The 15,402-nt window shown below is 45.9% G+C and carries 16 protein-coding genes; 1 reads left to right on the top strand and 15 read right to left on the bottom strand.

Annotation, left to right across the window (positions count from 1 at the left end; all coding sequences use genetic code 11):
- Positions 1–755: 755 nt before the first annotated feature.
- The 6 genes from HY811_10870 to HY811_10845 all read right to left on the bottom strand — a co-directional run bounded on the left by HY811_10870 (position 756) and on the right by HY811_10845 (position 4,707).
- Positions 756–1,103, bottom strand: coding sequence for a hypothetical protein (locus HY811_10870; GenBank protein MBI4835300.1), 348 nt, complete (start codon positions 1,101–1,103; stop codon positions 756–758).
- 58 nt (positions 1,104–1,161) lie between these two features.
- Positions 1,162–1,662: a hypothetical protein gene (locus HY811_10865; protein ID MBI4835299.1), complete on the bottom strand. Its 501-nt coding sequence runs from the start codon at positions 1,660–1,662 to the stop codon at positions 1,162–1,164.
- Between the two features lie 87 nt (positions 1,663–1,749).
- A complete protein-coding gene (locus tag HY811_10860) occupies positions 1,750–2,400 on the bottom strand; it encodes a hypothetical protein (GenBank protein ID MBI4835298.1) in 651 nt (216 codons plus the stop codon).
- 47 nt (positions 2,401–2,447) lie between these two features.
- A complete protein-coding gene (locus HY811_10855; GenBank protein MBI4835297.1) occupies positions 2,448–3,077 on the bottom strand; it encodes a hypothetical protein in 630 nt (209 codons plus the stop codon).
- 351 nt (positions 3,078–3,428) lie between these two features.
- A complete protein-coding gene (locus tag HY811_10850) occupies positions 3,429–3,644 on the bottom strand; it encodes a hypothetical protein (GenBank protein MBI4835296.1) in 216 nt (71 codons plus the stop codon).
- Positions 3,645–3,777: 133 nt separating this feature from the next.
- Entirely contained in the window at positions 3,778–4,707 is a 930-nt protein-coding gene (locus HY811_10845; GenBank protein MBI4835295.1) for a hypothetical protein, read from the bottom strand.
- Between the two features lie 117 nt (positions 4,708–4,824).
- Between HY811_10845 and HY811_10840 the strand changes: the two genes are divergently transcribed.
- Positions 4,825–7,002 carry a DUF5110 domain-containing protein gene (locus HY811_10840; GenBank protein MBI4835294.1) on the top strand — a complete coding sequence of 726 codons (2,178 nt, stop codon included), beginning with the start codon at positions 4,825–4,827 and terminating at the stop codon, positions 7,000–7,002.
- On the opposite strand, the gene HY811_10835 is transcribed toward HY811_10840, so the two are convergent.
- The 9 genes from HY811_10835 to HY811_10795 all read right to left on the bottom strand — a co-directional run bounded on the left by HY811_10835 (position 6,999) and on the right by HY811_10795 (position 15,387).
- Complete coding sequence (locus HY811_10835) at positions 6,999–7,367, bottom strand: metallopeptidase family protein (protein MBI4835293.1); 369 nt, start codon at positions 7,365–7,367, stop codon at positions 6,999–7,001. The genes HY811_10840 and HY811_10835 overlap by 4 nt on opposite strands.
- Positions 7,368–7,372: 5 nt before the next feature.
- Positions 7,373–9,943 carry a DNA topoisomerase (ATP-hydrolyzing) subunit B gene (gene gyrB, locus HY811_10830; protein MBI4835292.1) on the bottom strand — a complete coding sequence of 857 codons (2,571 nt, stop codon included), beginning with the start codon at positions 9,941–9,943 and terminating at the stop codon, positions 7,373–7,375.
- A 13-nt stretch (positions 9,944–9,956) separates the two neighbouring features.
- Entirely contained in the window at positions 9,957–10,259 is a 303-nt protein-coding gene (locus HY811_10825; GenBank protein MBI4835291.1) for a DUF721 domain-containing protein, read from the bottom strand.
- An 84-nt stretch (positions 10,260–10,343) separates the two neighbouring features.
- A complete protein-coding gene (locus HY811_10820; GenBank protein ID MBI4835290.1) occupies positions 10,344–11,237 on the bottom strand; it encodes a DUF58 domain-containing protein in 894 nt (297 codons plus the stop codon).
- A gap of 133 nt (positions 11,238–11,370) precedes the next feature.
- Complete coding sequence (gene tadA, locus HY811_10815) at positions 11,371–13,080, bottom strand: Flp pilus assembly complex ATPase component TadA (protein ID MBI4835289.1); 1,710 nt, start codon at positions 13,078–13,080, stop codon at positions 11,371–11,373.
- A 14-nt stretch (positions 13,081–13,094) separates the two neighbouring features.
- A complete protein-coding gene (locus HY811_10810; GenBank protein MBI4835288.1) occupies positions 13,095–13,304 on the bottom strand; it encodes a hypothetical protein in 210 nt (69 codons plus the stop codon).
- Entirely contained in the window at positions 13,301–13,717 is a 417-nt protein-coding gene (locus HY811_10805; protein ID MBI4835287.1) for a PilZ domain-containing protein, read from the bottom strand. The genes HY811_10810 and HY811_10805 overlap by 4 nt, the downstream gene beginning before the upstream one ends.
- An 18-nt stretch (positions 13,718–13,735) precedes the next feature.
- Positions 13,736–14,350, bottom strand: coding sequence for a PilZ domain-containing protein (locus HY811_10800; GenBank protein MBI4835286.1), 615 nt, complete (start codon positions 14,348–14,350; stop codon positions 13,736–13,738).
- A 20-nt stretch (positions 14,351–14,370) separates the two neighbouring features.
- Positions 14,371–15,387 carry a HEAT repeat domain-containing protein gene (locus HY811_10795; GenBank protein ID MBI4835285.1) on the bottom strand — a complete coding sequence of 339 codons (1,017 nt, stop codon included), beginning with the start codon at positions 15,385–15,387 and terminating at the stop codon, positions 14,371–14,373.
- Between the last annotated feature and the right edge of the window lie 15 nt (positions 15,388–15,402).

Genomic DNA, 15,402 nt, shown 5'->3' with positions numbered 1-15,402 from the left:
GCCGATTCACATAATAAATCAGGGGTCATAGACGGGTTCTCCTTATAAAAATACTGTTCTCTACAAGTATTTTCGTCTATGACCCTGTTTTACTTTAACTTTTATATCACTCCTCAAAATAATTATTCAACAAAGCAGGGGGGCGCCATACCGAATTCCATAAAGGATCACCTTCACATTCTCTGTGTTCTTTACTCCTCTGCCCCGCTCCACATAGTTTCCCGATGAAATCGGAATTAATAAGGAGTCCCTGCCGATAGGCAAGGGGTAAAATTTTATCCTCCCCCATTAACTTTATCCACCCGGCCCAGGTATATTATAGACCAGGGAGAGGGATACTGTCGACCGGGGAGAAGTATATCACAGACCGGGGAGATAAGTATTATGGACGGGGGAGAGCTATCTTGTAGGCCGGGGGCATGTATACTATAGACGGGGGAGATAAGTATTATAGACCGGGGGCAGGTATATTATGGACCGGGGAGAGGTATATTGTCGTCCGGGGGCAGGTATATTGTAGACCGGGGAGATAAGTATTATGGACCGGGGAGAAGTATCTTATAGGCCGGGGGGATGTAATTAGGGGGTGGGGGGCAGTACCCCCCTCAGCCTAAAACCGCATTTAATTGATTTGCGAATTAATATATACGTTTTAAACCGCATTTAATTCGTTTTCCGTGCTTTGATTTAGTTTACCCACGCCCCGATGCCTGCCTGTGCGACGGCAGACAGGTACATCGGGACGGGGTGGAGCTTCACTTCGATGCCGGCACGGGAATCGGGGATGTTGACGGTCGCACCATCTGAATGTTATACCGCGTGGGTAGCCATTCCCCGACCATCATATCGTTCTTGCTCAGCATCATATAATAGTATTTTACCTCGCCGGTGCAGGAATCCAATAAAAAGACCAAGGGAATCGGTTCGATTTTCTTATCAACTTCGTTGTTTAAGTTTACCGTTCCCTGGAAGATTTGGAATCTGCCGCATTTGTATTCGGTATCTTTTTCCGGCGCGCCGATAACTTTCCCCAGGCTCCCTGTAAGAATCGCTCCCAGAGCAATTCCGATTAATACCCCGGTTACCCATTTTCCGTTTTTCATAGCTTCCCTCCTTTTCTTATTAAAGATTTTGTAAGCTGATTAAGCTGATATGTTTTTGTTACCGATTGATACTGCCGTCATGCATTTTAATATTTAAGTCATCGCAATAATTCTTAATATCTTTAATAACAATTTCTGGGGGATAAGCTAATTTATATTTTGCATCTGCTGGTGGATTACGTAAAGAATTAAACCAAAACAATTGCTCTCCGAGAGCGAGTAATTTCAGCTTTTCTTTTAGGTTAGGGATTCCAACAATTGTGTTCTCTTTGGAAGTGATTTCATCGTAGGATTTATCACGATTTGTTCCATACATCAAAGCAAAACACCATTCATCATTTTCATTTTTCCAGCTATATAATTCCATTCCTTTAAATGCCGGTTCTGTAGCTCTTTCGTTAATATTTGAAGATGCTATGGAATCAGTTGATGTGTTTGGTGAGTTTTCTATAAGGCTCTGGCGATTAAATCTTAATGGAAGCAATAACGCGATAATGACGGCTAATAAGATAGGGGCTAATAAATAGATTAAATTAATAATTGCTTCTCTCTTGAACATAATGTTTTGATTATACTCTCTTAGTGTCCTCTGTGTCTCTGTGGTGAGTCCTCTCCGTTTAATCGGTTTAATCCCGTTGTTTTAACCTTATGAAACAATAATATTCTTTAAACAAAACGGGCATTGTTCTTCCTGTCCCTTAAAGCTTTCCGGGAACGATACCTTTGCTTGGCATAGGGGGCAGTTGAATTCGATGTATTTCTGGTCGACTACTATAGCTGCCGCTTCTTTATCCGGCTTTTGCATGGCGCAACCGTGTATCTCTTGTTGTTCCCCATCCGCTTCGCTTCCCCGCTCATCACGCAAGGCGGAATTCGGGGACACCCGATTATTGGGAGTCCCATTACGCAGAATGGGGCGGGGACGCCCGATTATGTCAGTGGTGGTAGGGGCGTGTTGTTGTTTCATCAGGCTCAGAACCTTTTCAAGGTCGTCTTTCTTTATCATTAGAGTGGTTTCGGTTACTACCAATGGGTTTTTTAAGGATGGTTTTTTATCATGACGATATGTTTCAATTCCTTCTGATTTAAGATAGGCTTGAATTGATTCGGCTTGCGCCGGATGCAGGTTTTCAGTCAGCGTGACCAATTTCTCACCGTCCCGGAGCGAAGCGACGTCCCCGGAACGCAGTGAAGCGGGATTATCCTCTTCCTCATCCTTCCTTTTAGGCGGGGCGATGATAAAGGCGAAGAACAAGATGCCCGCTATCATCAATAACGCGAATACGCCCTCAGACATTTTTAAAATCCTTAAATCAGTTAACCCTTTATTTTATCTTGCAGCGTTTAATCATTGGGTTTTTGTAATGTGGCTGTTTTCCCTTTTAATTCCAGCTTAAGCATTCCCGGTATCTTATACGCTGCGCCTACGGCCAGAATTACCCAGAGGATATCATAGCCGGAAAACCATTCCGATGTCGTGGAGAAAAATACAGATATTGTATCAGAACTGAAAAAGGAAACCCCCTCGAATTCTTTCGTGACATAATGGTAAAAAGAGATATATTTACCAATGGCAATGCCGGTGATGGAGGCGATGGACGCGATTATCTGGAGTTCAAGCCCTCTCTTTTTAGCTGCGCCGAGTAATGCGCCATAGCCAGCCAGTATGCCGACCCCAATGGCCGCAAACCCGATTTCGTAATTAGTGAAGATGACCATCAGTCCCCAAAGTCCTCCGGCAATAATCGCGCCGGCAGCCGCGCCTAAGGTGCCGGTCATGATATCGGCTCCAGTGGCTTTTTGGGCGGCTATTTCATTGAGGAGATTGGTCTTGCATCCTATACAAATAGGTTGCCCGTTAATATAAGTCAGGTTTGTTTTCGGCATTTCCTTTTTGCATCCAAAACAAGTGCCTGTCATTTTAGGCGGTGGGGGTGTTTGTGGTTCTTGGCTGGCTTGTTTTTGTTGTTCCATATCGTATCTCCTTTTATAAGAGTTAGCGGTAGTATACCACACATAAACGGAATGTCAAGCGAAATCAGCGGATAGTAGCGAGTAGCCAGTATCCCCACTTATCCCGTCCCGCCTTGCGGGATGGGATTCGGGGACGCCTGATTGATAAAACAAGTGGAGGCGCGAGTAGTGAGTAGCAAGTAGATGGGGCATTTATAAGGGAACCATGAATGCAGGAGAGAATTACTCCTTTTTTCTTGGTCTCCTTATAAAGATTCTTTCTTCGCGTCTTTGCGGTGAAATGAAAATCCGGACGCAGGCCTTATCTCTAAGGTTCAACGCCCGGATTTAATGTTAATGAGAGTGTTTAGCTTACTTACGAGCCATCTTGGCTTCGGCAACGTAACCGGCTTTATCCAGATAATACATGTAACCTTTTTCCCTGGTGATTTTTTCCGTGCCGACTTTCTTCTTGGTGCCTTTTTTGTTCGTGGTCATCGGGGCTCTCCAGACGTAGCCGTCTTTGCCCAAATAGTACAGGTATCCCTTTTCCCGGGTAACTTTTTCCGTGCCTATTTTCTTGCCCATGCAAGTCCTCCTTTTTATTAAGATGTTTCGGGGAGTGTCCCCTATTAATATATATCATCGTCACAAACAGGGTGTTTCTTTAGCGGATAATTATGATTTTACCGTTAGGAAATGCCGATTAGCAGGTATCAACTTATTCCCGCCATATGGGGCAGGTCATGCAGTGCGGGCCGCCGCGTCCTTTGACAAGCTCGCTTGCCGGGAAGGTGCTGACTTTTCCGCCTCTTTTAGTGATTTCCTTATCCACCCGCGGATTAAGGTCGTAGCCGACCACCTCTCTGGGTTTGGTAGCAACGTAATTGGCGCCGAGATTGTCGTGCTCTTGCCGGGAGAGTTCTATCAGCTCGACCTGATTGGATTCCAGGAAATCCATGAACCAGGTTGGTTTTACTGCCTGCTTTTTGGCATAAAGCATTGCCGGATAAAGCTCGAAATCCGGACGGCTGATAAGCGCGAGTTTTTCATCTATCAGCATGAATTCGCCGTCGATATGTATTCTTCCTTCGGGCGGTATGGTCATGATAAAGCGGTCGACCGGGGTTTTGGCAAAGAGGATTTCCCTTAACTGCTTCAAGCCCTGCTCATTGGCGCGGTCGCACAGGCTTGCTAGGACGGTATGCTCGTCAAAGAACATTACGCCGCCTCCTTCCACAAGGCCCGGCGGCTCGATGCGCCCTAAGACCGGCAGTCCGAGTCTTTTGGCGGCTTTTTCTATGATTAATTCATCGAATTTTCTGCCTTTAAGGAGCATATTAAGTAAAATGATGCCTTTGCCTGCCACCACCGCGATATCGCGCGTGTAGATCATATTCGGGCGGCGGCTGATATAGTTAAGGGCATCCTTGTCGTTTTTAAGGACATCCGTAATGAGAACCGGTTCGGTGCCGTTTTCCCGCAGGCGTTTGAGGAAGATATCGTAATCGCTCATGAACTTCGGCGCGTTTACCGGTCCGGCGTAATTAAACAGATGCGCATTAGATTTGGTGACCAGCTCAATCTCCGGTCCCGGTTTATGCATCAGGACTTTTCTTAACCGCTTGTAACTGCTTTGGACATTAAACATAATGCGCTAAATATACAAATAATGGCTGAAAAGTCAAGATGAGATGTGCTTATTCTTTGACAAAGGCGCGTGTGTGTTGTAAAACTCATTCCAATATTTTCTTTAAGGGAGGGTTATATGTTTAAGAGTTCGAATCTTCTTGATTTCACCACGTTATACAGGAGCGGCAATCCTTTTAAGACAGAGGCGACGGTTATTGATATTAACTCCAAGGCATTAAGGCCTGTTTCAAAGATTAAGCATTTCAAGTTCACTAAGGAAAAAGGGGATATGGTTTTCCGTTACGACCTTGCGGAAAATGACAAGGTATACGGCCTGGGCGGGACGCTGGGCGGCTTCAACAAGCGCGGCAGGAAATACGTGCTTTACGCCACGGACGACCCCAACCACACGCCCGACAAGACCTCGCTTTATACTTCCTATCCTTTTGTCATGATAGACGGGGAAGAGAAGTTCGCCTTCCTTATAGATTATCCTTCCGAGATTATTTTCGATATTGGCTTTACGCATAAAGATGTCATGGAGATAAGGATTCCTTCAAATAACTTCGATTTCTATATCTTTAATGAATCCGATAAGCTGAAGGTGATTAAGGAATATCTGACGCTTACCGGCGCACCGTATATTCCGCCGAAATGGGCGTTCGGATACCAGCAATGCCGATGGAGCTATCCGGATGCCAAGACCGTATCGAATATCGCCGAAGGCTTCCGTAAAAACGAGATGCCCTGCGACGCCATTTATATGGATATAGATTACATGGAACGCTACAAGGTCTTTACCGTGGATGGGAAGAAGTTCCCGCGTTTCAAGGATTTCGTCGGAAAGATGAAGAAGAACGGATTTAAGCTTATCCCGATTATCGACCCCGGTGTCAAGGTGGAAAAAGGCTATGATGTTTACGAGGACGGCAAAAAGAAGGGCTGTTTCTGCGTCCATAAAGACGGCAGGCCTTTCCAGCCGGCGGTCTGGCCGGGATTCACACATTTCCCGAATTTCCTGGAACCGGAAGTCCGCAAGTGGTGGGGCGGCTTCCACAAGGATTTTATTGATTGGGGCATAGAGGGTTTCTGGAATGATATGAACGAGCCTTCCATTTTCTATACCCCGCAGAGCCTGAAGGATTTGAATAAGACCATAAGCGCCTTTGACGGCAAGGATGCCTTTGCCCTAAGGGCGTTAAGGCGAAGCATGTATAATTTCTCCAACCGCAGGGAATATTATAAGGAGTTTTACCACCGGATGGATGACGGGCGGATGATTTTGCATCACGATATCCACAACCTTTACGGATTTAACATGAGCCGTGCCACTGCCGAAGCCTTTAACGAGTTCGCCCCAGGCAGGCGATATTTCCTCCTGACCAGGAGCAGTTGCACCGGATTGCACCGCTTTGCCGCTTTATGGACCGGAGATAACGCCAGTTGGTGGGAGCATATGCTTGTCCAGATGCGGATGATGATGGCTTTGAATATGGCGGGAGTTTTTTATAACGGGGCGGATATCGGCGGGTTTGGAGGGGAGATTGCCCCGGAGCTTCTTATCAGGTGGATGCAGTTGGGCGCGTTCTCCCCGCTTTACAGGAACCATTCTTCTTTTGCCACGCGCGCGCAGGAGCCCTGGGCTTTTGATAAGGGTTCAGCCGGTATCATGCGGAATATCCTTAAACTGCGCTATGCTTTTATCCCCTATGCCTATTCGGAGTTTATGCGATCGGTAAAGGAATTGAAGCCGTTTGTCTCTCATTTGATGTTCAGCTTTAAGGGTGAACGGGTAAAAGATATCGAAGACCAGTTTATGTACGGAGATTCATTGATGGTGGCGCCGGTCCACGCGCCGGGCGCCCAAGGCAGGTTCGTCCACCTTCCGGAGAATGAGTGGCTCCATTGGAACGCTTCAGAATATAATAAGCGCAAGATGAAAGTGATGGAGCCGGGCGACTATTATGTCAAGTGCGCCCTTGAAAGTATTCCGCTCTTTATCAAAGAGAATTCCATGATTGCGTTAACAGAGCCGGTGAATTATATCGGGGAAAAGGAAACCGAGTCGCTGACCGTGGTTGCTTTTGTTACCGGGAAAGCATCTTTTACTTATTACGAGGATGACGGGGCGACATACGATTTCAATAATGGCGATTTTTCCGCTATCAAGATAGATATAAAGAAGAGAGGCAGGCGTTACGATATCGCATTAAGCCTGAAACAATCCGATGCCATGCCTTTAAAGATTAAGGATATCAGGTTTGAAATCTATGATGGGGCGGGCAGGCTTTATTCCTGCCAAAGGAAGATTTAATAAGTGCCCATTTCCTCAAGATGTTCATCAGAAATGCCGAAATAGTGGGCAATCTCGTGCTTGACGGTTTGAATGACCGTCTTTTTTATCTCGGCCTTTGAGCGGCATGTCTTTTCTATATTCTTCTTAAAGAGCGTGATTTTATCCGGCAGGACCATTCCGTAAAGATGGGTGCGCTCGCTTAAGGGGATGCCTTGGTAAAGCCCGAGTATTATTTCGCTTCTTTCGCCGGAGAGTTCTTTTAGCTGCTTTTTGGAAGGAGTGTCTTCTATTACGATGCCGACATTTTCCATCTTACTGCGGAAGAATTCAGGGAGGTTTTCCAGGGCTTCCCTGGCCAGCTTTTCAAATTCTGTCCGCTTCATTGCCCTTAAATATCCAGGTATTTGACCTCAAGGGCGTGGCGTTCGATAAAGTCGCGCCGGGGTTCGACTTCTTCGCCCATAAGGATGGTGAATATCCGGTCGGCTTTTACCGCGTCTTCCTGCCTAACTTTAAGGAGCGAGCGGGTTTTCGGATCCATGGTGGTTTCCCAGAGCTGTCCCGGATTCATTTCTCCTAAGCCTTTGTAGCGCTGGATATCAAGCCCTTTCTGTCCGATTTTGCGGATGCCTTTCAATATATCGCGCAGGCAGGCGACCTGGATGGATTCCGGTTTGCCTTCGCCGTTTTCTTCTCCGGTCAGGCGGAATTTCTGGATATTATCCGTGACGTTCGCGCAGGAGAAGTAATCCGTGATGCTGAAACCCATCTTTTCTATGTCCTTGATAAGCGATTCTAATTCCTTAGTCTGGTGGAACTCCAGGTATTCCAGGGCGATTTCGTCGCTTTCTATTTCTCTGGTTTTTTCGGCTTCTTCAGTGATGTCATCGGCGCGGTCAATCACTATTATTTCCTTATTGGAAATTTTCTTTTGCTGTTCCACGTATTTATTAAACTGCTTATCCGTATGGAAGAAGAGCTCCTGCCCGTTAAGCTTGCCCCAGTAGAGAGGCAGTTTTCCTGATTTTGCATCCCGGTGAGAAAGGAACGTCTCCGCAGAAACGCCTTTTTGCTGGAGAGCAATGATATTATCTTCCAAGGCGGTAATCAGTTCGGTAATCTTTTTAAGGCGGTTTTCCTGTATCTTATCTTCAACCTTGCCTTTTTTGCCCATCACTTCCAGCGTTGTGCCGTCCATGCCGAGTTTGACGAGGGCATGGTGCATTTCCTTTTCGCTCAGGATATATTCTTCTTTACCCTTTCTTTTAATCTTAAAAAGGGGCGGTTGCGCGATATAAAGATGGCCGTCTTCGATCACTTTGGGCATATGGCGGAAGAAGAAGGTCAAAAGGAGTGTTCTGATATGTGAGCCGTCAACATCGGCATCTGTCATGATGATGATTTTACCGTAACGGATTTTGGCGATATCGAACTCGTCCTGCCCGATGCCCGTTCCTAAGGCGGTAATAATAGTGCGGATTTCTTCATGGGCCAGCATCTTTTCCAGCCGCGCTTTTTCCACGTTAAGGATTTTACCTTTGATTGGGAGTATCGCCTGGAAAGAGCGGTCGCGTCCCTGTTTGGCGGAGCCGCCGGCTGAATCGCCTTCTACGATGTAGAGTTCGGTGGAAGCGACATCGCGCGAGGAGCAATCAGCCAGTTTACCGGGGAGGTCGCCTGAGGTTAATGCCCCTTTGCGGCGCGTCAAATCACGCGCTTTCCGGGCGGCTTCACGCGCACGGGATGCAAGTATTACTTTATTGATAACTGCTTTCGAGGTGGTTGGGTGTTCTTCAAGATAAGATTCCAGGCCGCTATTGACCAATGCCTGGACGATGCCTTCTATTTCGCGGTTGCCGAGCTTGGTTTTGGTTTGGCCTTCAAACTGCGGGTTAGGCAGTTTTACGTTGACTATCGCGGTCAGCCCTTCACGGTAATCATCTCCGGACGGGGTGGCTTCGCTTTCCTTGAGCAACCCGTGTTTTTTCGCGTAGGTATTGAAAGTCCTGGTCAGGGCTGTCCTGAATCCGCTTAAATGCGTGCCGCCTTCGATGGTATTGATGTTATTCGCGAAAGAGAAAATGTTTTCCGAATATCCATCCTGGTATTGCAGGGCGATTTCCGCGTGGACGCTGCCATCCTGCCTTTCGAAGTAAATGATGTCATTATGTATTTTCTTTTTGGACTGGTTAAGGTGGTCGATAAAAGCCTTGATGCCGCCGTCGTATTTGAATGTCTCGGTCTTTGCGGAGCGTTCGTCAGAGGCGATGATGGTAAGCCCTTTGTTAAGGAACGCAAGTTCGCGCAAACGGCTGGCCGCGATATCATACTTAAATTTGATTTCCGGGAATATTTTAATATCCGGCATGAATTCCACTTTCGTGCCTTGCTTGTTGGTTTTACCGCGTTTTTCCACCTTGGTTACCGGTCTGCCTCGTTCGTATTTCTGGAAATGTTCTATCCCGTCTCGCCAGACAGTCACTTCCAGCCATTCGCTTAAGGCGTTGACAACCGAAACGCCTACGCCGTGAAGACCGCCGGAGACTTTATAGGATTTCTGGTCAAATTTTCCGCCGGCGTGTAGCATGGTCATGACCACTTCCAGGGCGGGGCGCTTCTGTTCTTTATGCATATCAACCGGAATGCCGCGGCCGTCATCTATGACCGTGATGCTTCCTTCCCGGTTGAGTTTTACGGATATATTCTTGCAGTGTCCGGCAAGCGCTTCATCAACGCTGTTGTCAACCACTTCGTAAATAAGATGGTGAAGCCCGCGGTTGCCCGTATCGCCGATATACATGGCGGGCCTGGTGCGGACGGCTTCTATTCCGCCAAGGACCTTGATGTGTGTGGCATCATATTTGCCTGATGGGGCGGATGCCTTTTCGGCAGGCTTGTCCACTGGCTTAGTTTTAGCCGGTAATTCTTTAACTTTGGTTTTGGCTTCTTTTTTACTCATATAAATCCTCGAGTTATAAGATGAATTTTATATCAAGATAAGACTTTTTAGGAGTCTTTTCGCGTATTTTAGCCAGGAGTTCCTGCCTTTTAAAGTTGGAGAGTTCGGACATAAGTGGGACGGAATCCACTTTTACCTGGATGACTTTTTTTCTTACTCCCATCAGTTTGGTATGGGAAGAAAGCGTTTTTCCGGAGATTTCAGTCCAGATTTCAGAGAGTTCTTTTTGCTGTTTCATCCTTCTTTTTCCGCCCAAGGTCCGGATGACATCCTTAATAATATTCTGGATGCTCTGTGCTTTATCCTTATGTTGCATGAGATTATTATATATAACTATATATTTTTGTCAAGGAAGTGAGTAAGCTGATAACCGGTAGTTTAGACGGTTTTATCGCCAAAATCACCTCAGTAATCCGCCTCGTCTGAGGAAATCAAGCACTATAGTTTCCAGTGGCGTATCGGCTTTGATGTAGAAATAGCGGATATTATGCTGGAGGCAGAATGAGTTCCATTCCTCAGTGAATTTATTGAGTTCTTGCGAGTAATTGTTTTTGATTGCTCGCGTGACGAATACCGGTTTGATATCGTTTGTTTCCGAATCCCTGAGTTTTATCCATCCGTTTAAGGTGATGTCTGTTTCCTCAGGTGAGAGGATATTCAGGAGATTCGCCTCAAACCCACGGTTGATAAAACGGATAAACCCCTCTTTTGGGTTAAGAGAATCCGTTTGAGTCATTAGGTCAGATATGAAAATAATTATTCCTTTGGAAGGGGTTTCTTTGTCTATCTCGGCGAGTATGTGGTCGAAATTTGTTCTGCCATCAGCTTTCAATGGATCAATATGCTTCATCAGTTCGAATATATCCTGTTCACGGTAGAATTCAGGGGAAATCGTGATTGTTTCGTTGCTGAAGCCGATTGTTTTTACACGGTGCCCGGCAACAAGCGCGATATAAGAAAGCGCAGCCAGTAGTTGCTTGGCAAACAGGAATTTATTTGAACGGGGATTATAATCCATTGATTTTGTCAAATCCATTATAAGATAAACATTGACCGATTCCTCGCGGGCGAATTCCTTGACAAAGAGTTTTTCGGTCCTGCCGAAGACGTTCCAGTCGATATGCTTGGTTTCATCGCCGGGGGAGTAATCGCGATATTCGCTGAATTCCACTTTCCCGCCTTTTTGCCGGAAGCTTTTTTCCCCGATAACGCCGGAAAGCAGTATTTTCTTAACGATTAACTTAAGCGAGGATAATTTTTGCAGGAATTCATCGTTGAATGCGGAGGATAACATTATGTTTAAATACTATAATAAAATGAGATTGCCACGTCCCGACATAACGTCGGGACTCGCAATGACGTCATTGCGAGGAAATCGCAACGTGAATGACGAAGCAATCTCGTATTACTCATTTGGCCAGGCGTTTTTAGTTAAAGAGTGTTTCCTTGATGACTTCTTCAATCGTTGTTATACCGTCGTATATGGCAAGTATGCCGCTTTCGCGCAGTGTTCTCATCCCTTCCTCGCGCGCGGTGATTCTGACTTTTTCCGTGGAAGCGTGCTCGTTGATTAACGTTTCAACTTTATCGGTTACGAGCATAACCTCATAAATTGCGACCCTTCCCAGATAGCCGATGTTATTGCACTGATTGCATCCCTTGCCGTAATAAAACTTTTTCCCTTTTGTTTCATCAGTGGTAAGGTTTAGTTCGGCCAGCAAATCTGGCGAGGGTTCATATTCCTCCTTGCAATGGGGGCAAATGCGGCGGATCAGTCGCTGGGCGATGACGGCTTCAACCGTGGCGGTTAAAAGGAACGGTTCTATTCCAAGGTCAAGCAATCTGGTAATAGAAGCCGGTGCGTCGTTGGTATGAAGCGTGGTTAATACCAGGTGGCCGGTGAGGGCGGCTTCAATACTCATGCGGGCTGTTTCCTGGTCGCGGATTTCTCCGACGAGTATTACATCCGGATCCTGCCTTAGGATGCTTCTTAAGCAGGCTCCATAGGTGACACCGATATCTTCATGGATTGGGCACTGGACTATTCCCGGCAGGTCATATTCAACAGGGTCTTCGGTGGTTATTATTTTCCACTTGACATCATTCAGGAAATTAAGCGCTGAATAAAGAGTGGTGGTTTTGCCTGAACCGGTCGGGCCTGTGACGACAATAATTCCGTTAGGTAGATTTAATAGGTTTTTGATGAGCTTACTGTCATCCGGGCGCATGCCGAGATTATCGATATCCAGCGCGACCACGCTTTTATCCAGTATACGCAAGACCACGCTTTCCCCGAACATTGTAGGCAGGGTAGAAACGCGGATATCAATGGATCGTCCCGAGACATTAAGCGGGATTCTGCCGTCTTGGGGGAGCCGTGTTTCCGAAATATTTAGGTTTGCCATTACCTTAATACGCGAAATAATAGCTGGTGCCAGGGTCAAGGGTGGGGGAGACATTTCATACAAAACGCCGTCCACGCGGTAACGGACTTTGAATTCCTTTTCAAATGGTTCGAAATGTATATCCGCAGCGCGGTCTTTGATAGCGTGGTTTAATATCAGGTTAAGGAGTTTCCTTACGGGTGCCTGGTCGGCAGCTGATTCCACGCTTGAAATATCGATTGAGTCGTTTTTCTTTTCCCCGATTTGAACATCCGCCCCGGTATCCATATCCTTGAAAATCTTTTCCAGGCCGTCGGTCGATTCGGCGTAATATTTGGCAAGGGCTTTGTTGACTGCGCTTTCATCGCTGACCGCGCCTTGCACTTCGCAGTTTATGGTAAAGCGCAGGTCATCCAATACGTTGATATTAAGCGGATTTGCCATGGCTACGGTAAGAATATTATTTTCCGATTTAATCGGGATTATTTTATATAATCTGGCAAGGGAAAGCGGAATTTTAGCGATGATTTCAGGAGATATTTCTATTTCTTCCAGGTTAACTACTTCCATCCCCACTTGTGCGCCTAATGCCAGGAGGACTTCTTCTTCCGTCACGTAGCCAAGTTGGATTAGGATTTGCCCTATGGCGCCGCCTTTCTGGCGTTGGACTTTCAGGGCTTCTTGGATTTGTGATTCCTTGACCAGTTCCATTTCCTTAAGGATTTGCCCTAGTAACTTTCTTCCTTCTGCCATAAGTTCTTTTTTATTCAGTGGTAGCGGCTGGTGAATTTACGTATCGAGCGGTCGTAGGTTTTTTCATCTTCTGCCGTAAAGAAGCAAGCCGGTAATTCTTTATTTGACCGGTGGTAAGAAATACATTCGCAACATATGCCTTTCCTGGAACAGTTGCTGTAGGAGCAATTACAATTTTTGGTGTTATTAAGCTGGTTAAGGCACGTAGCTTTTTCGGCCGTCATAACTTATTGACTTCTTTTAAATATACTCTGGTGGAAATATCGATTTGGTCGAGAAGGGCGTTATCCAGTATAAGCCTGAGTTTTAATTTTGCCTTTTTTGATGGATCGATGAACTTTACACCGTTACGGTAAGCCTGATGTTGTTCTGATTTTTTTACCCAGACGACTTCACCCTTTAAATTGATTTCGCCGTTTTCCAAAAGAGGGGCGGTAATCAATAGGGATATTTTATCGCCCGTGTGAATTTCTTCCTTGGAAATAAAAGAAAGCCCCGTAGGGCTTATGTTTAAGACGAGGTAACGGTTAGAAAACGAGCCTAGAAGTCCGAACAACTTGGTGTGTTTATATTGGATAGAACATCCTTTAACACCAAAACGTTTGTTTTCTCTTCTTTCTGATCCGCTCCATGCCATACTTTTTACATTTCTTGGTTACGAAGTAGCTTTTTTAGGGAAGGCTAATTTTGCCCCCTGAGTTTTAAGGTATTCCAGAACCCTTCTGATTTCTTCTCTTTCCCCTTCTATTTCCAATACGAGCCATCCGGCGCGATCAGTTACCAGACCTTCCTTGATATTAACGGTGACATCAAAATCACGCGCGATTGCCCATAGGGTTGGTTGGCTGCGTTGTTCTTCGGCAAAGGTCACCTTAACTTTTTGCTTTATTGGGATGCGGCTGCCAAGGAAGTTTATAAGATTACTTAAACGGCTGACCGAATCACGGGTCATGGCGGTAAAACGAACACCCACCAAATATCCGCCGTAGCGTTTGGATTTTTCCACCCACACTACTTTGCCGTCTGTTTTTAAAGGTTCGTTACCCAAGAGGGGTATTCCGATGTTAAACGACAGCTTGTCACCTGGCTCAAGGCGTTGTTTGCTAAGGAATTTTAATCCGCGATGGCTTATATTGATTATCTGGTATTCCCCGGACATGCCTTTGAGGAAAGTAAATAATCCGCCGGTATTTTTGAATTGCACCTTGCCTTCTTTCACATCCACGCGGACATCCCTTTTGCTTTCCTCGTGCTGTGGTTGCTGGACCATTTTTATATCCTTTCTTAACACTATTGATTTTTAGGTTGTTCCGGAGTATCTTTTTTCTCTTCGGGCTTATCCTGTTCGTTTTTGGGAGGCGGCGGAGTCGGCGGGTTTTCCGGAGTCTTTGGTTGTTCCGGCAGCTTAAGTATTTCCGGTTGTTTTGGCGGTTCCGGCGGAGGAGGCGGAACTTCTCCATAAGAAAACTTGTTCTTTTCCCACCAATCCTGCCATTGTTTTACGATTTCTTTTTCTTTCTTTTTGTCGTTGAATAAAATCTGTCCAAATGAAGTATCGGTTATTTTTTCCAGGGCTTTAATGGCATAATGAAGCACCGGTGCATCTGTTGCTGGTTCCGTTTCCGTATCAGAAAGCATATTGATAAGCCTTTTTACGGCGTCTTTAGATTTTAATTTTCCCAAGGCTTCGATAGCGGCGCATTTTACCAGATAATCAGAATATGTTTTTGCCGTATCGGTTATAGCGGAGAGTAACAATGGAATTGCTTGTTCTGCCCTTAATATTCCCAACGCGTTGATTACTTCATAGCGCAATTCTACATCAGGTGTCGGCAAGCTTGAAACAAGAGGGGTGATGGCGGTCGAATCGCCCAGTTTGCCCAGGCCTTTGGCCGCTAGCGATGCGATGCTGTTCCCGATTTCTTCTTTATCAGTAAGTAGTTTTATGAATACAGGTAAAGCCCTTTCGTCGCGTATCTCCGTCAGTATTTCACACACCATATAACGCAACCTTGGCTTTTCGTTTTCCAGCGCCATTATGAGCGCAGGGACGGCTCTTTTCCCGATTTCCAGTAATTCGTTTCTGGCTTCTTCTACCACCAGTGGATTATCGTTCAAAAGCTGGTCGATAAGAGTGTCTGTTTCTGTTTCTAGAGTCGTCGGTTTTTCCGGTTTATCTGAGGAAGTATTAGTCGGGGAAACCGGGGTGGTTGTTGTCTCCGGTGTTTGAGCCATAAGGGGATTAGTAATAATAGATAAGGCTAATATAAAAATCAAGCAGGTAACTATTTTCAAATAGCAAGGCATATTTTTTGTTCTCCT

The organism is Planctomycetota bacterium (assembly GCA_016207825.1).
Classification (GTDB): domain Bacteria; phylum Planctomycetota; class MHYJ01; order JACQXL01; family JACQZI01; genus JACQZI01.
The sequence above is the reverse complement of the archived record's forward strand: the minus strand, read 5'-3'. Positions and strand labels throughout refer to the sequence as shown.